Source organism: uncultured Porticoccus sp. (assembly GCF_913061305.1).
Taxonomy (GTDB): Bacteria; Pseudomonadota; Gammaproteobacteria; order Pseudomonadales; family Porticoccaceae; genus Porticoccus.
On the sequence record NZ_CAJXST010000005.1, the window covers coordinates 142,632 to 166,187 of the forward strand.

Here is a 23,556-nt window from a genome sequence, read left to right on the forward strand (position 1 = left end):
ACGTTATCGGTTCAATTCAAAGAAGTGCCTTGACAGCTTTGCGAAACCGCCGGCTCTCCGGTGAGGTGACACTGCTGAACACATCGACTACTTCGCCCTCGCGGTTGATCAGGTACTTGTAGAAATTCCATTTCGGATAGGTGCCCGACGTGTCGCCGAGGTAGGTCCAGATAGGGTCGGCATCACCCTTGCGTACGCGGGTCTTGGCGAACATCGGAAATTGCACACCATAGGTGACACGGCAGAAATTCTGAATTTCTTCGGCTGTCCCCGGCTCCTGATTGCCAAACTGATTGGACGGAAAACCCAGCACCACCAGGCCCTGATCGCCGAATTCACGATAAAGTGCTTCCAGTCCCTCGTACTGCCCGGTAAACCCGCATTTGCTGGCGGTATTCACAATGATCAGCACCTTGCCGGCGTAGGTCTTGCAAAAGTCCACCGGTTTTTCATCGATCAAATCCGGCGCAGTAAACTGATAGATATTCATGCAGTTGGCCTGTTGGGTGTCAGTGTCTGTCGTTATTGCTTCCTCCGATGCGGCGACATTGACGCAGAGGATTGACAGAAAAATGGTCATGATCAGGGTGAGTCTGTTCAAGGGAATATCACTCCTAAAAGGTCAGCGACATAACGGGCCCAGTGGCGGTGGTAACGTTACCGGCACAGGCTTCATCGTGGCTGACGATCTGCAACAGTTCAGCGCGGTGCACGCCAGCGGAGCGACAAAGCGCATAGGCCTCACCCAAATGGCGGCAGGTCACCACCCCTCCCTCGCGGGTCCTGATCAGTTGCTTTCGCAATTGCCCATTATCAAAAAAGGCCACCTGAAGCACCATGGGGGCACAGGTGTTCCGGATAAACCGGACGGTATCCAATTGCCGCATTTTTCGTAATCGCTTCAAAAGCTTGATTGTCATTTATTGCCACCTGTTGATGGTGCTGTTGTCTCTGATCAATACGCGCTGTCGGGTTGCCTGGATCAGTGACCGATGATCTGACTGTAGTGGTAAATCGTAACAGTTCCATTACAACGGGAGATCAAATCTTGTTTTCTGGCATTTCCGAGTGTTTCTGGATCAACCTCACCGGTTTTCAGCTCATCTGGTGGTTATCTGTGTTATTGGGCAATAGTGCAGCTCCAGTAGTTTTATTACTGCTGGCGTTGCATATCGCCTTTCACAGTCAGCCTGTAGGGGAGATCCGCGTATTACTGGTGTGTGCAATATTGGGCTTTACGGTTGATGCTCTGCTTACCCTCGGCGGGGTGTTTGTTTTCAATCAGGGTAGCCCCTGGCCCCCGGTCTGGCTGGTGCTGCTGTGGCTGGGTTTTGCCGCCACCCTGCGTCAATGCCTCCGGTTTTTTTCCAGGCGCTACCTGCTCTCCGCAGCCGCCGGATCGGTGGCCGGGGCACTGACCTACTGGGCGGCGGTTAAGCTGGGGGCAGCAGACTTCGGTTTTGCTGTGGTTCCTTCCCTGATGCTTCTGGCGGTCGTCTGGATGGCTTTGTTTCCCGCACTGATGTCGCTGGCAGACCGGCTGGGAGGTGACCGTGTACAGGTTTAGTGCGTCACTGCTGCTGATGTTGTTATCACTGTTTGTTGCTTCGGTACAGGCTGTGCCCGTGCCGGATCGGTTGCACTCTGTCGGCCATGCAGAGCTCCGGGTCTTTTTTATGAAGATATACAGAGCCGAACTCTACAGCGCTTCCGGACGCTACGAAAAATTACAGGGGCCTCTGATGCTGAGGCTCACCTACCGACGGGATATCAGCAACACCAGACTGGTGAGTGAAACCCGTAAACAGATCGGTGATTTGCCGGACGAGCAACTGGATCGATGGATGACGCGCCTGGCCAATATGTGGCCAAACCTGGCAGAGGGGGATGAGCTGACCTTTTATATGGATCCGGAAGGCCGGGGTCACTTTCATCACAATGGTCAATACATCGGTTCCCTGGAGGATCCTGTGTTTGCCAAGGCCTTTTTGAATATCTGGTTGGCAGACGATAGTGCCTATCCAAAACTGACCCGAAAACTTCGGGGAGAACGCTGAAAAGAGGAGTTTTTAATGGTCCGCAATGTATCAAAAAGTATTTGTCTCGCTGGCCTGTTATTGGCTGGTTGCTCCTCCACGATCACGGATTACCAGCATGAAACGCCGGAGCTGCACCTGGACAGATTCTTCAACGGCCATCTGGTGGCCTATGGCATGGTACAGGATTTTCGCGGCAAGGTGATTCGCCGTTTCAGGGCGGAAATCAATGCCTCCTGGCAGGATGGCGAAGGGGTTCTGGATGAACAATTTTTCTTCAATGACGGTGAACAGCAAACCCGCTGCTGGCGCCTCACCAAAACCGGCAATCAATATACCGGTACGGCCGGTGATGTGGTGGGTCAGGCATCGGGCACTACCGAAGGCAATGCGCTGAACTGGCAATACGTGCTGGAAATTCCTGTCAACGGCAAGGTGCGCCACATCAAGCTGAATGACTGGCTCTATCTGGTGGATGAGAACAATTTGATCAACCGCGCCACCATGAGCAAATTTGGTATCCCTGTGGGTGAGATCACGCTTTACATTCGCCGTGAGTCTGATCAACCGGCCAATGATGCCTGGCCAGCCTGTCAGTCCTAGGGTGTCATTTTGCTGGATTATCATTTAGAGCATTATTTTTGAGACGGTAAAGACAATCATGAATGTTAAACAGGAAATGCAAATACCCTGGCACTGTATATGGATTACCGGTGCAGGGCGGGGTATCGGTGCGGCACTGGCACGCTTGCTCTGTGAGTGTGGCGCAACGGTCTATGGTTCTGCCCGCAATCTCGACGAGCTAAACCAGCTGCAGTCATCGCTGGTCTCTGCGCCCGGGAAATTTATTCCGGTTCCCCTGGATATCCGTCGCCCCGCCGAAATAGCCGCTCTGTTTGAACGCTGGGACAGAGAACAACGGTTTCCGGAACTGGTGGTATTGAACGCAGGGACCCACGACCCCGCCAGTGCCGAGGCCTTTTCTGCCCAGCGCTGTCGCAGACTATTGGATATCAACCTTCAGGGCACGATCAACTGCCTCGATCCGGTGCTGCATCGTTACCTTGCGGGCCGAAAAGGCCACATTGCTGTGATGGCCTCCGTAGCAGGTTACCGGGGCCTGCCGACGGCGGCGGCTTACTGTGCCAGCAAGGCGGCATTGATCAGTCTGTGCGAATCGCTGTACATGGATTTACACGGCACCGGGGTGCGATTGCAGGTGATTAACCCCGGTTTTGTCCGAACACCGTTGACCGATACAAACACCTTTCAGATGCCCGCGCTGATGGAGGTGGATGATGCCGCTATGGCTATTTATCGGGGACTGCTGTCCAGTCGCTTCGAGATTGCTTTCCCGCGGCGATTTGTGTTCTGGATGAAATTGCTGCGTCTGCTGCCCAATCGGCTTTACTTGTCACTGATGCGCCGGGCGACCCAAAAAACCCTATGAATCCTGTGTGACTTAAAGATCATCCGGGTTGCCAGCCTGCCTATCGCCGACTCTATAGTTGACTCTATAGCCGTCTATAGCGCCTCGAAATGATCTGTCAGCAGGCAGTCATAACGCTGTTTGTCGTAGGCTTTAATCGGCTCGATATCAGCAACGCCGATGATGCCCTGCTCAGCGGCACTGGCCAGAGCCAGATCCAGATTATCCGGATGCTGCAGAAGCCCCTTGTTGCGTGCCCGAACGAATGCCTGCCAGGGTTTGTCTATTTTGAGCAATGCCTGATAGGTGGATTCAACCCGCCCCACAGGATCCAGTGGATCTTCGTTGAGATACACGAATTGGCTCAGTGCCTGCCGCACGGGGTTTGGCTCCATGATCAGACCGCCGAGTCGACGAATCTGATGATCATCCGGGGCCCGGTGAATACGCCCCAAAGGAAAGCAGGTGAAGGCCAGAATTCTGCCGAGCCACCGCAGAGGGAAGTTGTCACAAAATGACAACAACGCCTGTTGGGCTCTGAACAGGGAGCGCTGCACCGCATAGCGGGCGTGTGCTTCTGTAGCATCGCTCTGTTGGTTGGCATCGTGGTATTTGAGGATGCTGCAGGCAATAAACAGTTCGCTGTGGACGTCGCCAAGGCGGGCGGACAACAGCTCCCGCCGCTTGATATCCCCACCGAGGATACCCAGGGCCACGTCGGAGCAACTGGCCAGAGCCGCGCTCAGATGGTTGATGCGCTGATACCAGCGGCGACTGAAATCAGAGGCGTCGTCGGGCACCGGGCTGAAGCGTGACGCGGTGACGCCATACAGCTTGAGCCGTGCGATATTGCTGAAAATGTGTCCCAGGTGATGCTGAAAAAGGGGATCAAATTCTGCCAGTCCCGCTTGCTCATCGTCATGTTGCAACGTTTTTAATTCGGCATAGAGATAGGGATGACAGCGCATGGCACCCTGGCCAAAAATCATCAGGGAGCGGGTCAGAATATTGGCGCCTTCCACGGTGATGGCCACCGGTACCGAGTGGTACATCGAGCCGAGAAAATTGCGTGGGCCCAATTGAATGGCCCGGCCACCCACCACGTCCATGGCGTGATTGACGATCTGCCGCATCCGTTCAGTGGCATGGAGCTTGGCCATGGCGGTCAGCACCGAGGGCGCACCATCCGCCAGTCCCCGGGTCACCATCTGCCGCATCGCTTCCAGTGTATAGGCACCTGCGGCAATTTCGGCGGTGGCCTCCTGAACGCCCTCGAATTTGCCAATTTCCATATTGAACTGGCGGCGGATCCGGGCAAAGGCCCCGACCGTGAGGTAGCACATTTCGCCGCTGGCGGTTGCCAGTGCCGGCAGGGATACACCGCGTCCTGCGCCCAGACATTCGATCAGCATCCGCCAGCCTTTACCGGCCATTTCAGCACCGCCGATAATCCAATCGATAGGAATAAACACGTCAGTGCCACTAATAGGCCCGTTCATGAACGGAGCCCCCGGATTGTGGCGGCGACCAATCTCGACTCCGGGGTGATCGGCGGGCAACAGAGCACAGGTAATGCCGTATTCCACGGTGTCCGGGTCGCCGAGTAAGCCGTCAGGATCCCGCAGTTTGAAGGCGAGGCCAATTGCTGTCGCCACCGGTGCCAGGGTGATCCAGCGCTTGCTGAAAGTCAGGCTGAGACCGAGTACTTCCTCGCCGTTATGTTGCCCTTTACAGACAATACCGAGATCCGGAATCGAGCCCGCATCTGATCCGGCCTCCGGTCCCGTCAGACCGAAGCAGGGGAGTTCTGTGCCGTTGGCAAGGCCTGGCAGCCAGCGCTGTTTCTGTTCTTCTGTGCCGTATTTTACCAGTAGTTCTCCAGGCCCAAGTGAGTTGGGTACCATGGCGGTGACCGCGGCCGTGGGTGAACAACTGGCAATTTTGCTCATGATGCGGCTCTGGGCATAAGGGCTGAAATCCAGCCCGCCAAACTCCTCCGGGATGATCAGACCGAAAAAGCCGTGTTGCCTCAGATAGTCCCAGACTTCTGGCGAGAGATCCTGTCGCTGATGAACATCCCACTCGTCGATAAGCTGACAAAGCTCCACCACTTCGTGGTCGAGGAATTGTTGTTCCCGCTCACTGAGCCGGGGTAGGGCAATCGCAGCAAATTGATGCCAGTCCGGTTTGCCGCTGAACAGCTCTTTTTCCCACCAGGTGGTGCCAGCTTCCAGGGCTTCCTGCTCGGTTTTACTGATGGTGGGCATGGACTTTCGCAGCATGTGATACATCGGTTTAATCAGCAACTGCCGACGCCACCGGGGGTGGTTGAGGATGATGGACACACCGATCGTCACCAGTAATATCAGCCACATACTGCTGCAATAGATCGTCAGTAAAACACTGCCGACCACCATCACCAGAGAGCCGGTTTGCAATGGCGGGCGGTAATAAAATACAGCTGTGAGTAAACCGATAAACAGCAACAGTGATAACAACATAGTCTTTTCACCCTTTTTTCGGCAGGCCTATGAGGCCTTCTTGCATACCAATGATTGCAACCTTAGACGATTCCGTGCCTCTCGCCCAGTGGTTGTTGTATCATCATGATCGTCTAGGATAGTCTGGATTTTCTGACCTGCAGTGATTTGGCGCAGGTGAGAGAGCATCTCACAGCAATGGATCACCATTGAGTTCCGGCTCGAGCTCCCGGAGCTGACTGCGACCATCGATAAAACAGGATCTTTTGTCACCCTTGTCTGCGATCAAAAACACGCACCTCGATCTCGATAAGAGAGCACTGGCCAATCGTTTTGGCTCCCGTGCAGGGAGTTATGAGGCTGCGACGCCGGTTCAGCAGGTCATGGGGCAATGCCTGCTGGACAAAATCCGCCGCGAGCAACCCGATGCGGATGTTCAGGAAATTCTTGAAGTGGGTTGCGGCACCGGTCGGTTGACCAGGGCGCTCAAAGCCCTGTTTCCCTCAGCGAAGATAACGGCCATCGATATTTCACAGGAGATGATCGACTATGCCACGAAACAGGTGCCGGGACCTGACTACCTGGTTATCGACGCTGAAGAGTACTTGCAATCACTGAATCGGCAGTTTGATCTGATTGTCTCGAATGCAACGGTACAATGGTTTGTTCATCTCGATAAGGCTATTGAAAGAATGTGTTCGGTCCTTGCTCCAGGCGGGTTCCTGGCGCTGGGCACCTTCGCCGAGCGCACCTTCTGTGAGTTGGCAGACGCATTTAATTGCGCCTATCAGAAAAATCAGCTCGCTGTTCAAAATCATGTGGTGCCGATGAAGTCTGTCGATTATCTCCGCCAGATACTGCCGGAGGCCGAGCTGGTTGAGCGGGATATTCTCGCGCATTTTGCCGATGTCAGGACGTTTTTACAGTCCATTAAAGATGCCGGGGCAGTGAACTCCCAGGTGGGCCAACGACCGATTCCGAGGGCTGTGCTCAGGGATATGCCCCACTACTACGAAGCGCTCTATCAAAAACCCGGTAGCCGCGAAATTCAGGCCACCTACCACACCTGCTTTCTGTTCTATCGCCGGCCCATTGGTTAGAGTCCGGCCACAATGTTGTTCAACTCCTATCTTTTCCTGCTGGTTTTCCTGCCACTGGTGTTGGCCGGTTTTTATGGCGTGGGGCATCTTGCCGGGCGTACCGGAGGGTTGCTCTGGCTGGTTGTTGCCTCGTTGATTTTTTATGCCAGCTGGGAGCTGTCCTACCTCTGGCTATTACTGGCATCACTGTTATTCAATTATCTTGCTGCACTGCTCATCCGTAAACTGCCCCGTTACCGGCGGCTGTGCCTATGGATTGCAGTACTGGCCAATGTGGCGCTACTGTTTTATTTCAAGCTGGTCATTGCTGTTTTTGGTGGCAACGGCGCAGCCTTCAGTACGACCCACCATATTCTGATCCCCCTTGGGATATCTTTTATTACTTTCCAGCAAATCGCCTTTCTGGTGGATACCTACAAGGGCAAACTTACGGAAGGCAGTGCACTGGAGTACGTGCTTTTTATCACGTTCTTTCCACAGTTAATTATGGGTCCGATTGTTCATTACCGTGAACTCCAGCCCCAGTTCAGGAAGGCCGGGTTGTTTCGCTGGAACCCGGACAACTTCTCCCTGGGAATGTGTATTTTCATTGTTGGTCTTTTCAAAAAAGTGGTGCTGGATAACGCTGACGGATTTTTCGACAATTTCCCTCTACACCAGTGAGCCATTTCCCGAGCCGGTCGATAAACAGCATCGAATGCAATGGTATTGGGAATCGAGTCATTACAATCATCAAATGGGGCGGATGGTCATCGACCGCTTGTGGAACAACGACGACAGTCATGATGGTTTTGGCAAAAATCTTACTGCTGAAAACATCGCCGGGTGGCTGGGCGAGGAGCGGAGCAATCTGAACGCGTTGGTACGCAGTCAGCCGGGGCTGGTAAAGGAAATCAGCGATTTAATTCGCTAGGGTCCACCCACAGCTTATTTGTTGCATCTGTTGTGACTAAAAAATGCCAATCCAGGAGGGAGCGAGAAATGAATTTACCGCTTCTATATTATTGAGTGGCGATCAACGACGGCTGGCGTTTTGAGGGTCCCAGCTTGAGGATTCTCCGCGATTGAGCTGGCATCGCTCAAGGCCGCAGAGATAGCGGACAGCATTCTCACCAATAGTTGCGATTGATTCACTCCGCCATTAGGGGCGAGCGCACTATCCGGCCGTGGTTAATGCGCTTTTTGGTGGCTGCCCGCCAGCAGACAGTAGAAGGCTGGCAGTACAAACAGGGTCAGCAATGTCCCGATACCGAGCCCGGTGGCAATGGTCAGGCCAATGGCAAAGCGACTCTCTGCACCGGGTCCCGCCGCCATTAACAATGGCACCATGGCAACAACCAGTGCCACGGAAGTCATCAGGATAGGACGCAACCTGATGGCTGAGGCCTCTATCACGGCGTCGAGTTTGCTGAGTTGTCGGTCGGCCTGCAGCTGGTTGGCAAATTCCACGATCAGAATACCGTTCTTGCTGACCACGCCGATCAGTGTGATCAGTCCCACCTGGGTATAAATATTCATGGTCGCCGCGCCCATCATGATAAACGCCATGGCCCCGGCCACCGACAGCGGTACCGTGACCAGAATAATGATCGGATCGCGCCAGCTTTCAAACTGGGCGGCAAGCACCAGGTAAATGACCAGCAGGGAGAGGAAAAAAGTCACCATCAGGGCGCCGCCCTGTTGCTTGAACTGCCGCGACTGCCCTTTGTAGTCGTAATTGAAGCCCGCCGGAAACAGCTCGGCTGCTTTTTGCTCAAGAAATGTGATGGCATCGCCCATGGCGACGCCGGGTTGGGTGACACCTTCCAGCGCGATGGCATTGAGCTGATTGTGCTGGGTACGGGACGAGGGTTCGACCTGTTGCTCGAAATCCACCAGGTTGCTGAGTGGAATCAGGTCACCCGAATCGGCCCGGATATAGTAGTTTTTCAGGTCGTCTATTGACGCCCGAGCGCTGCGCTCCACCTGGGGAATCACCTCGTAGGAGCGGCCCTGCATGTTAAAACGGTTGATATAGCCGCCGCCGAGCATATTGGATAGCGAGCGACCGATATCGCCCATGGATAGTCCCAGGTCGGCGGCCCGGTCGCGGTCGATCACAATCTTGTTGATCGGGCGATCGATCTCAATGGATTTCTGCAGGAACATGAAATTGCCGCTGGCCATGGCGCTTCCCAGCAGTTCATCGGCCAGCGTATCGATCTCTTCATAGCTTTTGCCCGAGGTAATCACGAACTGCAGCGGCAGGCCATTGCCGGCTCCCGGTATCGGCGGCCGGGGAAACACAGAGATGCGCACACCGGGGATTCTGGACATGGCCTGCTGCATGAGGGGTTCCACTTCGAACTGGGATATCTCCCGCTCGTCCCAGGGTTTCATCTTGAAGCCGCCAAACATGGAATTGGCACTGCCTCTGCCGATCAGCAGGAAGGTCTCGTCATAGCCCGGCAATTCCTCAAAAATCTCCTGCATTTGGTTGCCGTAACCTTCCATATATTCCAGTGTGGCCGTTTGGGGGGCCGTTCCCATAAATAGCAGAATGCCCTGATCCTCTGGCGGCGCCAGCTCGTTCTGGCTCAGCTGCAACATGAAATAGATGGATGCGAGAAGTACCAGCGCGAAAAAAACCACGACCCAGACCGACTGCAGTACGAAAGCCAGTGAACGCTGATAACCGCTGGCGAGTCGGTTGAAGCTGCGTTCCACAAACCCCTCAAAGCGGGAGGGGTTGCCGTGGGGTTTGAGTATCTTGCCGGATATCATGGGGGACAGAGTCAGGGCGACCACCCCGGATATCAGTACGGCGCCCGCCAGTGTGAAGGCAAACTCCGTAAACAGGGAGCCAACCAGCCCGCCCATGAAGCCGATCGGTGCGTAGACGGCCACCAGGGTGGTGGTCATGGCGATAATCGGGGTTGCCATCTCCCGGGCGCCGTTCAGGGCTGCCTCGAAGCGGCTTTCGCCGTTTTCGATATGTCGGTGAACGTTCTCCACAATAATAATGGCATCATCTACCACCAGCCCAATGGCCAGCACCATCGCCAACAGTGTCAGCAGGTTGAGGGAGAAGCCCAGCATCAACATGATCAGTGCGCCACCAATCAGCGACAGTGGTACGGCGATGGATGGAACAATCGCGGCCCGCAGGGAACCCAGCGTAAGAAAGATCACCAGCAGGACGATAATCACCGCTTCGCCCAGGGTTTTGATGACCTCCTTGATGGAGCTGTCGATAAACTCCGAGGCATCGTAGGGCAATTCCACCAGCATGCCTTCGGGCAGCTGTGAGCGAATATCCGGCAATTCAGCGCGCACCAGCGCGGCAACATCCAGGGGGTTGGCGCCCGGTGCGATCTCGATGGCGATGTAGGTCGAGGGCTTGCCTTTGTAGTTGTTGATGGAGTCGTAAGTCTGTGATCCCAGCTCGCTGCGGGCAATGTCGCCCAGACGAATGATGCTGTCGTCGGTCTGTTTAATGACCAGGTTGCGAAACTGCTCCGGATTGTTGACGTCGGTGTTGCTGGTCAGATCAATGCGCACCAGTTCGTCCCGGGTGCTGCCGATACCGGCGAGATAATTGTTGTTCAGCAGAATTTCGATCAAGTCGCGCGGGGTCATGTCGATTGCGGCGAGTCGCTGCGGATCAATCCAGACCCGCTGAGCAAAGGTCCTGCCCATCAACTCGGCCTTGCCGACCCCGGCCAGCGCCTGCAGTCTCGGCTGCACCTGTCGGGTAAGGTAGTCAGTGATCTGTGGAACCTTGATGGTGTCGCTGTAGAAAGCGATATACATCAGCGCGGTACTGTCCCCGGTGGTCGAGCTGATGACCGGGTCCCGCACGGCCTCCGGCAACACATCCCGCTTCGAGGCGACCTTGGCCTGAATTTCCGCCAGTGCATCATTGGCGTCGTAGTTCAGGACCATTCTGGCCTCAATGGTCGAAATACCTTGCTGGCTGGTGGAGGAGAGGTAATCTATCCCCTCGGCTTCAGCAATGGCCTGTTGCAGCGGGATGGTCACGAAACCCTTGACCAGTTCGGAATCCGCCCCCGGATAGGCCGTCGATACTGTCACCGTCGTGCTCTCCAGTTCCGGGTACTGGCGGACTTCCAGTTCCAGAATTGCGCGCAACCCCATCAGTAGAATGAGCAGACTGACCACGGTGGCCAGCACCGGTCGGCGAACAAAAATATCCGTAAAACGCATTAGTTGGTAGCCTTGTCAGAGGTCACCGAATCGACAATCTCAACGGCCTGGCCGTTGCGGAGCCGTAACAGGCCGGTGGCAACCACCTGTTCATCTTTTTTCACGCCGCTGGTGACCGATACCCTGCCGTCCCGGACTTCGCCAGTGGTGACACTGCGCCGCTGCACCATTTTTTGCTGGTCTTCTCCGGACTCGATGACAAACACAAAGTCGCCATAGGTGTTGTAGGAGATTGCCGTGCGCGGCAGGGTGAGCACCCGATCCTGCTGACCGCGATAGGTGCTGACATTGGCAAACATTCCCGGTCGCAGCCGATGTTCCGGGTTGGGTAATTCGGCGCGTACGGTGAGGGTTCTGCTTTCCGTGCTGACGGAGGTCTCCAGGGCCAGCACTGCGCCACTGAACAGTTGTCCGGGATGGGCGGCGACACGGACTTCAACCCTGTCCCCCACACTGATGCGCGGAAGCTCCCGTTCGGGAATCGTAAAATCCACATAGATGGGATCGAGCATACTGAGCTGGACGATCGGAGTGCCCACTTGAAGAAATTGACCGAGATCGACCATACGCAGCCCGATAATGCTGTCGAAAGGAGCCCGGATACGTTTCTTGTTCAAAATGGCCTGTTGTTCGTGAACCCGGGCCTCAGCAGCTTCCAGAGTGGCTTTTGCTTCATCAAAAACCGACTGGGAAATGGTTTTTCCCTTGATCAGATTGGAATAGCGCTCGAATTGCTGAAGCGCCAGCCGCTGCTCGGCCTTCAGGGTTTCCAGGCCGGCCTGGTCTGTATCGGTGTTGAGTTTTAAAAGCAGATCACCGGCACTGACCTGCTGGCCGGATTCAAATTCAATGCTCTCAACCACGCCCGCCATCTCGTTGGCAATCCGTATACCGTTGACTGCCCGAACACTACCGATCGCCGAGAGTGACTGCGGCCAGGAATCTTCCACCACGCGGGTTGCTTCTACCACCGCAGGTGGCGGAGCCTGACTCATCAGGGTTTGCTGCTGTTTTATCTGCTGCATCTTCCAGGCGAACAGGCTGCCCAGAACCAGGGTTAGCACGACAATAACAGTAATCAGTCTGGCGGTAGTTTTCATAGGCTTAACGAACACTTTTCTTTTGAGGCGGGTGTTGCGGAGGTTAAAACATCCGGCACCGCGAAGGGTAAGCAAACATTTTACACAGTTATCTACGATTGGCGATAAACGCTCGTCCAATTGTTTTGTCTTATGCAAGATCAGTCAGATTCAACCATAATCAACCAGATACAGCCATCAATAGAAGGATGTTTTATGTTATTCAGGCAGTTATTTGACAATACTTCTTCCACCTATACGTATCTGCTGGCCGATGAAACCACTCGGCGGGCGATTCTTATCGACCCCGTATTCGAGCAGGCCCAGCGGGACATAGCGCTTCTGCGGGAGCTGGATCTGTCACTGGCGTTGGTAGTGGATACCCATGCCCACGCCGACCACGTGACAGCAGCCTGGTTATTGCAGCAAAAGACCGGTTGCCAGATCGCCTCGGCAAAAGTGATCGGTGCGGAGCACGTCAATCTCGCTCTGGAAGACGGGCAGGTTTTTGGTGTTGACGGTATTCAGCTGAAAGCCCTGTCAACTCCCGGACATACCAACGGTTGCATGAGCTATGTGCTGGAAGATCAGGCGATGGTTTTTACCGGCGATACGCTGTTGATCCGGGGCTGTGGTCGCAGTGATTTTCAGGAGGGCAGTGCCCACAACCTGTTCCACTCGATCACTGATAAGCTGTTCAGCCTGCCCGATCACTATATGGTCTATCCCGCGCACGATTACAACGGCAGAACCCAGAGTGCCATTGGCGAAGAAAAAGCCTTTAACGCCCGTGTCGGCGGGGGAGCCGATGAGCATGACTTTGTTGAATACATGCATGCCATGAAACTGCCTCATCCCAAGAAAATTGACGAGGCAGTTCCCGCCAATCATCGCAGTGGTTGTCCGGAAAATGGTTTATTGCCGGAAGAACCCGGTTGGGCCGATATCAAGGTGACCTATGCCGGTGTGCCGGAGGTGGATATTGACTGGCTGCAGTCCCACCGTTCAGAGGTCACACTGCTGGATGTGCGGGATATCGATGAGGTTCGCTCGGACAAATCCCCGGCCCTCCAGTCTGACCTGCTGATTCCCCTGGATAAACTCCGGGAGCAGGTGGCCGAGGTGCCGAGCGACAGGCCCGTCGTGGCCCTGTGTCGGTCCGGGCGACGTTCAGCGATGGCTGTGTCGATTCTGACGGAGGCCGGCATTCAGCAGGTCGCCAGCCTTCGGGGCGGCATCATCGCCTCTCTGTAGGGTATTCAGTCACCCCCGTCCTTGCTAGACTACTTATTCTTTTATGATATATGCATATAACTAAATTGAAGTGACGTCTATCCCGTCATTCAAGTGAACAGGTTTGGTATGAAAACAGGAGGTCCTCGCCATGAGTAATCAAGACCCAAATCACGTGCAGCCCGAAAAAATCTATTCCGTCCTGATTGTCGGTGGAGGTGCCGGGGGTATTGCGGTGGCGGCCAGCCTCCACAAGCGCGACCGAAAACTGGAAATAGCCATTATTGAACCGTCGGATACGCATCATTATCAGCCCGGATGGACCATGGTGGGCGGGGGCATCTTTCGCCCGGAGATCACAGCCAAGGCGATGGCCAAGGTGATGCCCGGTTTTGTCACCTGGCATCAACAACAGGTTGTATCCCTGGAGCCAGGTCAGAATTGTGTAACGCTCTCGGATGGCACGGTTCTGGGCTACAAGACCCTGGTGCTTGCTCCCGGGCTGGAACTGAACTGGGCTGGCATTGACGGGCTGGCGGAAAGTCTGGGACAAAATGGTGTCACCTCCAATTATCAGGAGGGTATGGCCCAATACACCTGGGAAATGGTCCAGAAAATGAAAAAAGGCACTGCATTGTTCAGCCAGCCGCCGATGCCCATCAAATGTGCCGGCGCCCCCCAGAAGGCCCTGTACCTGTCATCGGATCACTGGCGCCGCAATGGTGTGTTGGACAACCTTTCGGTTCAGTTCCACAACGCGGGTGCCGTGCTGTTTGGTGTACCGGACTATGTGCCGGCCCTGCAGTCGTACATCGATCGCTACGGGATTGATGTCAATTACCAGAGCAATCTGGTCTCGGTTAATGGCCCGGCCCAGAAAGCCGTGTTTCGTATCTCGGATGCCGAGGGCGGCAGTCAGGATCGGGAAATAAGCTTTGATATGCTCCATGCGGTGCCACCCCAGCGGGCACCTGCATTCATCCGTGAATCCAGTCTGGCTAATGAAGCCGGCTGGTTGGATCTGAAGAGCGATACGCTTCGTCACAGCCACCATGAAAATATTTTTGGCCTGGGGGATGTCAGCGGCACGACCAATGCGAAAACCGCCGCTGCCGTTCGCAAGCAGGCTCCAGTGGTTGCCGAAAACCTGATCGCCCATCTCAACGGCCAGCCGCCGACGGCTGAATACCTGGGTTATGGGTCCTGCCCACTCACTGTCGAGCAAGGTCGGATTGTCCTTGCCGAATTTGGCTACGGCGGCGAGCTACAGCCGACTTTCCCGACCTGGGTAAATGACGGCACTAAAGCCACCCGGGCAGCCTGGTGGCTAAAGGCAAAACAACTGCCAATGCTTTACTGGCAGGTCATGTTGAAGGGGCATGAATGGCTGGCAAAACCGAAAAAACTGTCGAAATAAAGTGGGCATCCGTTTGTGCCACGCTTGGGGCTCTGGATTTCGGATTACATGCCTTGTTTCTTGATCGGGCAGCGCATGACCTGCAAATGTCCTACTATGGGCAATATACCCACAGGGAAGTTGGCCTATGCGACACTTTATCCGCCACCCCTCAGATTTCCCCATTCTCATTTCCTCTGAAGAGAGCAGCAACGGCGATCAGGCCAGTCTCTGCAATATCAGTCAGGGTGGCTTTGCCTGCCGGCTGCCACGGGCGTTCTCGCTGGGCACCGCTGTGACGCTGTACATTCCCTCACTGCAACCGGATTATCGGGTCTCCGGTCGGGTGACGCGATGCATCCCCTGTGCCAGGGGGTTTCGGGTCGGCATCCAGTTCAACGATAAAGCGGAGTCCTTTAAAAGCAGAATGGTAGAGCAGGTCTGCCTGATAGAACACTATCGTCGGGAGCTCGATCGGGAGGGTCGGGTGCTGGACAGTGAAGCGGCGGCACAAGAGTGGATAGCGCGTTTTGGCAGCCAGTTTGCCAAGTCCTTTTCCGGTTAGGCCGGGCAGTCTGTCGGTCGCCTGTTTCCCTGCCCCTGGCGCCTCGGTGAATTCCTTTGCTGCAACCTGCGATACTGGTTCCTTGAGATATTGGGGTGGGGTATAGAGGTATGGGGCCAGAGTAAAAATTATTTCACCTTTAATGCTGCTTTGTAGCACCATAATTAGGCATGGGCAGAGATGTGGAAAATTTTAGGCGCGTTAACCTCGGTTGCTTTAGATTTGCCACCGATGAAGCCGCTCGATAGAGGTGGACCCTAACGATGAACACACTGTTTGATAGTTGTACCCCTGTTACCGATGAAGTGCTCGCCGTCGTTGCCCATATGCCGACGACAAGCTTACCAGTGTTGATGAATGATGCGTTTGCCCTGCGACTGAGTGATGCCGATTTGATGCGCATTGCGGTATTGCTGGCGAAGAAAAGTTATGACGAGGGAGGCTGTCCCATCGGAGCGGTGATTATCGATAATGCCTCGCGCCGGATTGTTGGGAAGGGCCACAATACGCTGGTGCAGGAGAATCACCCCTACAACCACGGTGAAACTGCGGCCATTCGTGATGCCGGACGGCTGGATTTCAGTCTTACCACACTGTTCACTTCACTGAGTCCCTGTGCTATCTGTGCCACTTTGTTACACATGCGTGGTTTTGCCCGGGTGGTGGTAGGCGATGTCAGCAATGCTTCGGGTGCTGAGCCGCTGTTGCGCAGTAAGGGTGTGGTGGTGGACATTCTGGAAGATCCGTTAGGTGTTGCGCTGTATGCCCGTTTTCGGGTCGAGCAACCTGTGCTGGAGCTGGAAGATTGGCAGGGGCTTGCAGCGACTCACAAATGTTGATGCAGTCGAAGCTAAAATAAAGGGGGGGTAAACAGCAGCCCCCTGTTCTCGCCCTGTTTTGTATTGACGGTATTATTGCAAACAGCCGTGTCAGGTAATTTTACAATGTGTGTGCTAAGAATGGTCATCATTTACGGTAACCTGCTGTAAATTATATATTTTTATTCGATTGGCATCATTTATGCTTATAGATACATTGACCACTTGTTGAGCTTTTCTTGGTTGAGCTTTTCGACAGTACCGCAAGGATCAAAGTGGTGCGGATTAATTAATTTAAGCATGGAGAATTAACATGTCATTAGCACTTAGAAGCAAGATTCCATCTCTTTTTCTGGCGTCGAGCTTACTTTTCGTTGGTGGGAATGCCTCTGCGGCATTGTTAGATGCCTTCGAGAACGGGGGGTTCGAAGGGTATACAGGAAATACAAATTCATTCAATTCCGATGTCCCGCCCGGCTGGACAACCACTGAAGGGACACCGGATGTGTTTAATGCCAGCACGAATTTCCGAGGCTTTACCTGGAAGGCCAGTAGCACTGGCGGTGATTTTCTGCATGGCATTGGTTGGGACGGCAGGGCGGGATCGCCTTACGTCGAAAGTGCTCTGCAGGTTGGTCTGGGTGGATTGGTGATTGGGCAGCAATACGAGATCTCGTTTGAACAGAGTATCAGCCACAGTGATTTTTCTGAGGCCGGAGGCTACTGGGAAATTATCTTTGGAGCGGAATCGCAGAACGCTGCACCGATGGAGCTGCCCACTTTCGGGGAAGCTGCTGACTGGATCTGGCAGACGTTAATCTTTACTGCGACCAGTGAGATTCAGACGCTCGAAGTTGTTGCACACAGCACGTTTGGTGATCGGGCTGACCTGGGCATCGATAGCTTCTTTCTGGGCGACCCCGGAACCAATCCTGATAACCCGGATACGCCCACTGACCCCACCCCTCCAACCGCGTTGCCAGTACCGGGTTCTCTTCCGTTGCTTGGCTTAGGGCTGGGGGCCCTGCTGTTGGTGGCAAGAAGGCAGCGCCAATCCTGATGGCTACGCTTTGGGCCGGCTGTGAAGCGATTCCAGATGGCCCATCGCTGCTTGCCTGATTGGACCGGTACGCAATGAATGCTGGGCTAGGCTCAGTCCTGACCTCTCAGCAAGGTCAGGTTTTGTGAAAGGCAAGCGTGTCGGATAGCTGTTATATCTCCATTTGTCCCCCCGGATAATCCGGGGGGACACCTTAATATTATTCACCCACTCCTCGCATTTATTGGACATCAATAAGCACTTGGCTTTTGGCTTTTGGCTTTTGGCTTTTGGCTTTTGGCTTTTGGCTTTTGGATTTTGCTGTTGCCAAGTGGTTAAGCGAGCAGGCGATGGGGTTTCTCCCGAGCATGCCGCACTCATTGTGTAACTGTGTTCAGAGGACACGAGAATACAGTTCGTCGCCAACCCAAAGGGTGCTGGCCAGTGTTGTTGTGAAGAGGGACAGTTGATCGTGTAGCGGGTTGAACAGTGCCGGAAGTTGGCTTTGGTGCAGATTGGTGCAGGAGAGACGGAGTCGCCGGTCAAGCAATTAAAGCAATAAAAAAGGGCTGCATTTCTGCAACCCTTTAATTTATATGGCTCCTGCTTTATATGACTTCACCTGCTGGGCTCAAACCAGTGGCCCAATGATTAGCCTCAATAGGTATTACCCATAAAAGAGCCTTGTTATACGAGTTTTTTTAGCTCGATGCGCGTGGTGGGCTTACATAAAAATGGTACTTTTGTCTAATTACTCATCAACACACTTCAAAGCACCAGTAGGGCACTTGGCAACCGTCGCTCGAATGTTATCATCTGGCTTTTGACTAGTATCGATCACCATGTTGCCGTCAATCACCTTAAAAACCTCTGGTGATCTTTTCACGCATTCGCCTGAATGTTTACAGATATTGCTGTCAAATGTAACTTTCATGCTGGTTAACCCCCTTGTTGATTTATTGTTATCCAAGGCTTGCCACGCAACAAGCGAGTTGCTAGTAGTAAATATAGAGTTTTTGGCAATAAATTCCAGTCCTTACCCATCACTCTTAACTCACGAACAAGTAGGCGTTCGGCAGTGAGGTTTTAGCTCGTCGGGATTCTTATGTCTGTTATCAATCAGCTTGAAGCAGCATTTAATGCGTTCGCCAATTTTATGTGGAGCACGCCTTTGGTTGTGCTTTTGGTGGGTGGCGGCATTGGCTTGATGCTGTATTCACGTTTTCGTCCATACCGCCATCTGGGTCATGCGCTGGCCTTATTACGTGGGCGCTATAACGATGAGCACGACCCTGGGCATGTTTCCCATGCCCAGGCCTTGAGCACAGCTTTGTCGGGCACGCTGGGTCTCGGCAATGTCGCAGGGGTTGCGATCGCCATCAGCGCGGGTGGGCCGGGCGCTGTTTTCTGGATGTGGGTGACGGCCATTATCGGTGTAACAACCAAGTTCTATACTGCGTCGCTGGCGGTGATGTATCGAGGCAAGGATTCAAGCAGTGTACTTCGTGGCGGCCCAATGTATGTGATAAGCGAAGGCCTTGGTAAGCGCTGGTATCCCTTAGCTGTTTTATTTGCCGTAGCCGGCGCGCTTGGGACATTACCATTGTTTCAGACAAATCAGTTTGTCGGCCTGTTGCGTGAGGTCGTGGCAATACCGATAGGCCTTGCTACAGAAAGCCAGCATATGGCGTTTGATATCATTGCGGGCGTTGTTCTGGCCATTTTGGCCTTGCTCGTCGTGCTGGGTCGTATAGAACGCATTGGCCAGTTAACGGTGCGACTGGTACCGAGTATGGTGCTGCTTTATATTGGCATGACACTGATTGTGTTAATACGATATTGGCAGGATATCCCTGGGGTGTTCATGCTTATTGTCAACGACGCGTTCAGCGGCGCCAGTGTAGCCGGTGGAGCTCTGGGAACCGTCATCATGATTGGCGTGCGCCGTGGTGCTTTCTCCAATGAGGCGGGTATTGGCACAGAATCGATGGCCCATGGTGCAGCTAAAACCAGCGAGCCAATACGTGAAGGTGTCGTGGCCATGACCGGCCCGATTATCGATACGCTGATTGTTTGCTCATGTACCGCATTTATGATTCTACTGACAGGCGTTTGGCAAACCGGCGGCGACATGGAAGGTGTTGCACTCACTGCTGCAGCGTTAGAAAAGGTTTTCTCCCATAGTGGCATTTACTTGCTTTTGCTGATGGTTGCGTTACTGAGCTTTTCGACCATCGTCACTTTCTGGTTTTATGGCTCCACGTGCGTTGGCTTTCTACTGGGTGCAGACAAAGCGCATTACTACACGCCGCTCTATTTGCTCATGGTGATCGTAGGCGCAGTCACCACGCTTGAGTTGGTCAACGGTTTATTAATTGGTATGTATGCGGTGATGGCTATACCAACGATGATTTCTACTTTTTTGTTAGCACCGCGAGTCAACGAAGCAGCGCATCATTACTTCCGTAAAATGGATAGTCTGACCCAATAATGGCTACCCAGGTTATACGTCCTGATCACTTGATAGACCTGGCGGTAGGCCAACCAGAACCGGATTTGTTGCCGGTTGATTTGTTTGGCTCACTGTCGGTTGAACAACAAAACCTGGCTTATGGCGAGCAGGCCGGTGACGAAACATTCCGGCAGGCGCTGTCTGCATGGTTGTCAGAAGATTACGATCAGCCGGTCAGCGCTGAACAGCTATTGCTGACGAACGGATCGTCCAATGCGCTCGATATGATTTGTTCACAATTGAGCAAACCCGGTGCAACGATCCTGGTAGAAGACCCCAGCTATTTTATTGCACTTAACTTATTTAAAGAGCGCGGTTTCAATGTTGTTGCATTGCCGATGGATGAAGACGGTGTCGAGCTACAGGCGCTCGAACAGGCCATGCAGAAATATAAGCCTGCTTTTTTTTATACAATTCCCAGCTTTCATAATCCATCAGGTATTACGCAGTCGCTTAGCCGGCGGCAAGGTATAGTAAAACTGGCAGCACAAACGCAATGCCCTGTTGTTGCCGATGACGTTTATCAGTCGCTTTACTTTGGTCAGAAACCCCCTGCACCTTTGGCGTGTTATGACCATAACGCGCCTGTTTTATCTGTAGGCTCTTTTTCAAAAATTCTTGCACCCGGATTGCGGCTTGGCTGGATTCAGGGTGCCGGTGATATTTTTCACAGGCTCAAGAATTCGGCGTTACTGCAAAGTGGCGGCGGCTTGGCGCCTGTCACTTCGGCATTGGTTGGGCCTTTGATTGCCAGCGGTGAATTTCAGAAGAACCTTGAGTGTTTGCGGCAAAGCTATGCAGCCCGATCTGAAGTGCTGTTTGATGGGCTAGTGTCAACGATTGGTGACCGGATAAGTATCAATAAGCCCAACGGTGGGTACTTTTTATGGGCAAGTTTTGTTGATGGGCGAGACGTCGCTGCAAAGCTTGATGAGGCCAGGCAAGCTGGTGTCGGCTTTTTACCCGGTAAGGTTTGTTCCGCCAACGGTCAATTCCTCTCGAGTATGCGCCTGTGCTTCGCATGGTATCCGCAACAGCAGCTCATGACTGCTTCCGAACGTCTGGGGTTGGTATTCTCTTAAGCTCTTAACTATGTATGGGTGCGTTCACCAATTGCTGCGTCGTTGCGTCATAAGGATGCTGAGGTGAATCACAAGAAAGTTTATCGGCTTTACCGTGAGGCTGGACTGGCCGTCCGCATTCATCCTTGAGGCATCAGGCATCCTTGGAGTTTGTCTCTGTCCCTCCGGTTTGGAACCACTGATTCAAAAGTAACGGACATTACTAGGGAGCAGTTGGATCAAATACCGGAGACAGGTCAGTCAGGGCCGTCATTTCAAGAGTAGAGAAACGGTTGTAGGCTCATAAATTGAAGCAATAAAAAAGGGCTGCATTTCTGCAACCCTTTGTTTTATATGGCTCCGCCTGCTGGGCTCGAACCAGCGACCCAATGATTAACAGTCATTTGCTCTACCAACTGAGCTAAGGCGGAACGGTCAAGAGGCGCGTATCTTATAGATCGACTTTGGGGTAGTCAAGCCCCGTCGGGGCCGCGTCACTGGGGTCTTTTCTGGCGTATAATACGCGGTTTTCTGCACTGATTCGGAGCGATTCAAACGTGTCAAAACCCTTTACGGTCAAGAGCCCTTACCAGCCAGCGGGCGACCAGCCCGCAGCGATTGAGAAACTGGTGGCCGGGCTTGAAGCGGGGCTGGCGGCGCAGACGCTGCTGGGGGTCACCGGTTCGGGCAAGACATTTACCATTGCCAATGTGATTAGCCGGGTACAGCGTCCCACCATTGTGTTGGCGCACAATAAAACGCTGGCAGCTCAGCTCTACGGCGAACTTCGGGACTTTTTTCCCGACAATGCAGTGGAGTACTTTGTCTCCTACTACGATTACTATCAGCCCGAAGCGTATGTGCCTTCATCGGATACCTTTATCGAGAAGGACGCCTCCATCAATCAGCATATCGAGCAGATGCGCCTGTCGGCTACCAAAGCACTGATGGAGCGCAAGGATGTGATTGTCGTCGCGACCGTATCGGCAATTTACGGTTTGGGTGATCCTGAGTCCTACCTGAAGATGGTCCTGCACCTGGTGCGGGGCGACCGGGTGGATCAGCGCGCTATCCTGCGGCGCCTCGCCGAGTTGCAGTACACCCGAAACGATGCTGTATTTCAGCGCGCCACCTATCGGGTGCGGGGTGATGTGATCGATATTTATCCAGCGGATTCGGACAGCGAGGCCGTCCGGGTCGAGTTATTTGACGATGAAGTGGAAAACCTGTCGATGTTCGACCCGCTGACCGGTGAGGTGTTTGGCCGGGTGCCCCGTGTCACCGTATACCCCAAATCCCATTATGTGACACCTCGTCAGACCATACTTGACGCGATGGAACACATCAAAACCGAGCTGGCGGAGCGACTGGAACAGTTGCGCTCGGTGAACAAACTGGTGGAGGAGCAGCGCCTGCGCGAGCGCACCCGCTACGACCTGGAAATGATGCAGGAGCTCGGTTACTGCACCGGCATTGAAAATTACTCGCGCTATCTTTCTGGCCGGGAACCCGGTGAGGCGCCGCCCACGCTTTACGATTACCTGCCCGCGGATGCCTTGATGGTGATTGATGAATCCCACGTGACGATTCCCCAGTTGGGTGGCATGTATCGCGGTGATCGTTCGCGCAAGGAAACCCTGGTGGAATACGGTTTCCGGTTACCTTCAGCGCTGGATAACCGCCCTATGCGGTTCGATGAATGGGAGCGATTGGCGCCACAGATGATCTTTGTCTCCGCCACCCCGGCCAAGTATGAAGCAGAGAAGGCGGGGCAGGTGGTGGAGCAGGTGGTCAGGCCCACCGGGCTGGTGGATCCATTGATCGAGGTTCGTCCGGCGACGTCCCAGGTGGATGATGTGCTTTCCGAGATCAGCCGCTGTGTGGCGAATGAGGAGCGCGTGCTGATTACCGTGCTGACCAAGCGGATGGCGGAGGATCTCACCGAGTATCTGGCGGAACACGGGGTGCGGGTGCGCTACCTGCACTCGGATATTGAAACGGTGGAGCGGGTGGAAATTATCCGCGACCTGCGGCTCGGTGAATTTGATGTGCTGGTGGGCATCAACCTGTTGCGGGAGGGGCTGGATATGCCGGAGGTGGCTCTGGTAGCCATCTTTGATGCCGACAAGGAAGGATTTTTGCGCTCCGAGCAGTCGCTGATCCAGACCATTGGCCGGGCGGCGCGAAACGTGGCTGGCCGTGCCATTCTCTACGCGGACAAGGTTACCGGCTCCATGCAACGGGCCATGGATGAAACCGAACGTCGTCGGGACAAGCAGATTGCCCACAATCTTGCCCACGGTATTTCACCCAAGGGTATCTATAAATCGGTAGCGGATATTATGGAAGGGGCCCGAATGATCCCCGGTAAAGGAGGGCGCAAGGTGGCGGATGCGCAGGCCACCTATCAGTCACTCAAGGACAGGCCGATAGTCAGCAGCGGTGATGTGTGGCGTCAAATAGCGGCGCTGGAGGACAAGATGTTCGAACACGCCAAGAACCTGGAGTTCGAGGAGGCGGCCCGACTTCGGGACGAAGTGGGCCAGCTCAAGCGGTTGGCAGACGGGGTTGGCTGACGGGCAATGTTGCCCATCGACTTTTC

At 54.1% G+C, this 23,556-nt stretch carries 22 protein-coding genes and 1 tRNA gene; 16 read left to right on the forward strand and 7 right to left on the reverse strand.

All coding sequences use genetic code 11. From position 1 onward, the window contains the following. Positions 1-16: 16 nt before the first annotated feature. Together QZ516_RS07570 and QZ516_RS07575 are read right to left on the reverse strand one after the other, a co-directional pair. Entirely contained in the window at positions 17-490 is a 474-nt protein-coding gene (locus QZ516_RS07570) for a glutathione peroxidase (protein WP_365333316.1), read from the reverse strand. 124 nt (positions 491-614) lie between these two features. Continuing rightward, on the reverse strand, positions 615-920 hold the full coding sequence (locus QZ516_RS07575) for a hypothetical protein (protein WP_297188114.1): 306 nt from the start codon (positions 918-920) through the stop codon (positions 615-617). A 128-nt stretch (positions 921-1,048) separates the two neighbouring features. Between QZ516_RS07575 and QZ516_RS07580 the strand changes: the two genes are divergently transcribed. The 4 genes from QZ516_RS07580 to QZ516_RS07595 are packed head-to-tail and all read left to right on the forward strand — an operon-like array spanning position 1,049 to position 3,486. Then, positions 1,049-1,567 carry a DUF2878 domain-containing protein gene (locus QZ516_RS07580; RefSeq protein WP_297188116.1) on the forward strand — a complete coding sequence of 173 codons (519 nt, stop codon included), beginning with the start codon at positions 1,049-1,051 and terminating at the stop codon, positions 1,565-1,567. Next, positions 1,554-2,057, forward strand: coding sequence for a chalcone isomerase family protein (locus tag QZ516_RS07585; RefSeq protein WP_297188118.1), 504 nt, complete (start codon positions 1,554-1,556; stop codon positions 2,055-2,057). The genes QZ516_RS07580 and QZ516_RS07585 overlap by 14 nt, the downstream gene beginning before the upstream one ends. Before the next feature lie 15 nt (positions 2,058-2,072). Then, positions 2,073-2,639, forward strand: coding sequence for a DUF3833 domain-containing protein (locus QZ516_RS07590; protein ID WP_297188119.1), 567 nt, complete (start codon positions 2,073-2,075; stop codon positions 2,637-2,639). A 58-nt stretch (positions 2,640-2,697) separates the two neighbouring features. After that, positions 2,698-3,486, forward strand: coding sequence for an SDR family NAD(P)-dependent oxidoreductase (locus QZ516_RS07595; protein ID WP_297188121.1), 789 nt, complete (start codon positions 2,698-2,700; stop codon positions 3,484-3,486). Positions 3,487-3,560: 74 nt separating this feature from the next. Here QZ516_RS07595 and QZ516_RS07600 read toward each other — a convergent pair whose 3' ends face one another. Then, positions 3,561-5,966 carry an acyl-CoA dehydrogenase gene (locus QZ516_RS07600; protein ID WP_297188123.1) on the reverse strand — a complete coding sequence of 802 codons (2,406 nt, stop codon included), beginning with the start codon at positions 5,964-5,966 and terminating at the stop codon, positions 3,561-3,563. 254 nt (positions 5,967-6,220) lie between these two features. On the opposite strand from QZ516_RS07600, the gene QZ516_RS07605 reads away from it, so the two are divergent. From QZ516_RS07605 to QZ516_RS07615, 3 genes are read left to right on the forward strand one after another with little or no spacing between them, the layout of a single operon-like run. Then, positions 6,221-7,045: a methyltransferase domain-containing protein gene (locus QZ516_RS07605; protein ID WP_297188124.1), complete on the forward strand. Its 825-nt coding sequence runs from the start codon at positions 6,221-6,223 to the stop codon at positions 7,043-7,045. Positions 7,046-7,057: 12 nt separating this feature from the next. Next, positions 7,058-7,708 carry an MBOAT family O-acyltransferase gene (locus tag QZ516_RS07610; RefSeq protein ID WP_297188126.1) on the forward strand — a complete coding sequence of 217 codons (651 nt, stop codon included), beginning with the start codon at positions 7,058-7,060 and terminating at the stop codon, positions 7,706-7,708. 34 nt (positions 7,709-7,742) lie between these two features. Next, positions 7,743-7,958 carry a hypothetical protein gene (locus QZ516_RS07615; protein WP_297188128.1) on the forward strand — a complete coding sequence of 72 codons (216 nt, stop codon included), beginning with the start codon at positions 7,743-7,745 and terminating at the stop codon, positions 7,956-7,958. Between the two features lie 257 nt (positions 7,959-8,215). Here the strand turns inward: QZ516_RS07615 and QZ516_RS07620 are convergent, their stop codons facing one another. Further along, a complete protein-coding gene (locus QZ516_RS07620) occupies positions 8,216-11,251 on the reverse strand; it encodes an efflux RND transporter permease subunit (protein WP_297188130.1) in 3,036 nt (1,011 codons plus the stop codon). After that, positions 11,251-12,351 (reverse strand): efflux RND transporter periplasmic adaptor subunit, encoded by a 1,101-nt coding sequence (locus tag QZ516_RS07625; protein ID WP_297188132.1) that lies wholly within the window; start codon positions 12,349-12,351, stop codon positions 11,251-11,253. The genes QZ516_RS07620 and QZ516_RS07625 overlap by 1 nt, the downstream gene beginning before the upstream one ends. A 195-nt stretch (positions 12,352-12,546) precedes the next feature. On the opposite strand from QZ516_RS07625, the gene QZ516_RS07630 reads away from it, so the two are divergent. The 5 genes from QZ516_RS07630 (at position 12,547) to QZ516_RS07650 (ending at position 17,402) form a co-directional block, all read left to right on the forward strand. Next, on the forward strand, positions 12,547-13,584 hold the full coding sequence (locus tag QZ516_RS07630; RefSeq protein WP_297188134.1) for an MBL fold metallo-hydrolase: 1,038 nt from the start codon (positions 12,547-12,549) through the stop codon (positions 13,582-13,584). Between the two features lie 130 nt (positions 13,585-13,714). After that, positions 13,715-14,980, forward strand: a complete 1,266-nt coding sequence (locus QZ516_RS07635) for an FAD/NAD(P)-binding oxidoreductase (protein WP_297188136.1) — start codon at positions 13,715-13,717, stop codon at positions 14,978-14,980. A gap of 127 nt (positions 14,981-15,107) precedes the next feature. Next, a complete protein-coding gene (locus QZ516_RS07640) occupies positions 15,108-15,524 on the forward strand; it encodes a PilZ domain-containing protein (RefSeq protein ID WP_297188138.1) in 417 nt (138 codons plus the stop codon). Between the two features lie 263 nt (positions 15,525-15,787). Then, on the forward strand, positions 15,788-16,363 hold the full coding sequence (locus QZ516_RS07645) for a nucleoside deaminase (protein WP_297188140.1): 576 nt from the start codon (positions 15,788-15,790) through the stop codon (positions 16,361-16,363). Positions 16,364-16,655: 292 nt separating this feature from the next. Continuing rightward, a complete protein-coding gene (locus QZ516_RS07650) occupies positions 16,656-17,402 on the forward strand; it encodes a PEP-CTERM sorting domain-containing protein (protein WP_297188142.1) in 747 nt (248 codons plus the stop codon). A gap of 730 nt (positions 17,403-18,132) precedes the next feature. Here QZ516_RS07650 and QZ516_RS12760 read toward each other — a convergent pair. After that, positions 18,133-18,315: a (4Fe-4S)-binding protein gene (locus QZ516_RS12760; RefSeq protein ID WP_365333249.1), complete on the reverse strand. Its 183-nt coding sequence runs from the start codon at positions 18,313-18,315 to the stop codon at positions 18,133-18,135. 171 nt (positions 18,316-18,486) lie between these two features. On the opposite strand from QZ516_RS12760, the gene QZ516_RS07655 reads away from it, so the two are divergent. The 3 genes from QZ516_RS07655 to QZ516_RS12765 are packed head-to-tail and all read left to right on the forward strand — an operon-like array spanning position 18,487 to position 21,104. Beyond that, on the forward strand, positions 18,487-19,872 hold the full coding sequence (locus QZ516_RS07655) for an amino acid carrier protein (protein ID WP_297188144.1): 1,386 nt from the start codon (positions 18,487-18,489) through the stop codon (positions 19,870-19,872). After that, entirely contained in the window at positions 19,872-20,975 is a 1,104-nt protein-coding gene (locus QZ516_RS07660) for a PLP-dependent aminotransferase family protein (RefSeq protein ID WP_297188146.1), read from the forward strand. The genes QZ516_RS07655 and QZ516_RS07660 overlap by 1 nt, the downstream gene beginning before the upstream one ends. Positions 20,976-20,993: 18 nt before the next feature. Beyond that, positions 20,994-21,104 (forward strand): IS3 family transposase, encoded by a 111-nt coding sequence (locus QZ516_RS12765; RefSeq protein ID WP_365333253.1) that lies wholly within the window; start codon positions 20,994-20,996, stop codon positions 21,102-21,104. A gap of 205 nt (positions 21,105-21,309) precedes the next feature. Here QZ516_RS12765 and QZ516_RS07665 read toward each other — a convergent pair. Beyond that, positions 21,310-21,385 (reverse strand) — tRNA-Asn (locus QZ516_RS07665). Between the two features lie 126 nt (positions 21,386-21,511). Between QZ516_RS07665 and uvrB the strand changes: the two genes are divergently transcribed. Continuing rightward, positions 21,512-23,530, forward strand: a complete 2,019-nt coding sequence (gene uvrB, locus QZ516_RS07670) for an excinuclease ABC subunit UvrB (RefSeq protein WP_297188148.1) — start codon at positions 21,512-21,514, stop codon at positions 23,528-23,530. Positions 23,531-23,556 lie beyond the last annotated feature (26 nt).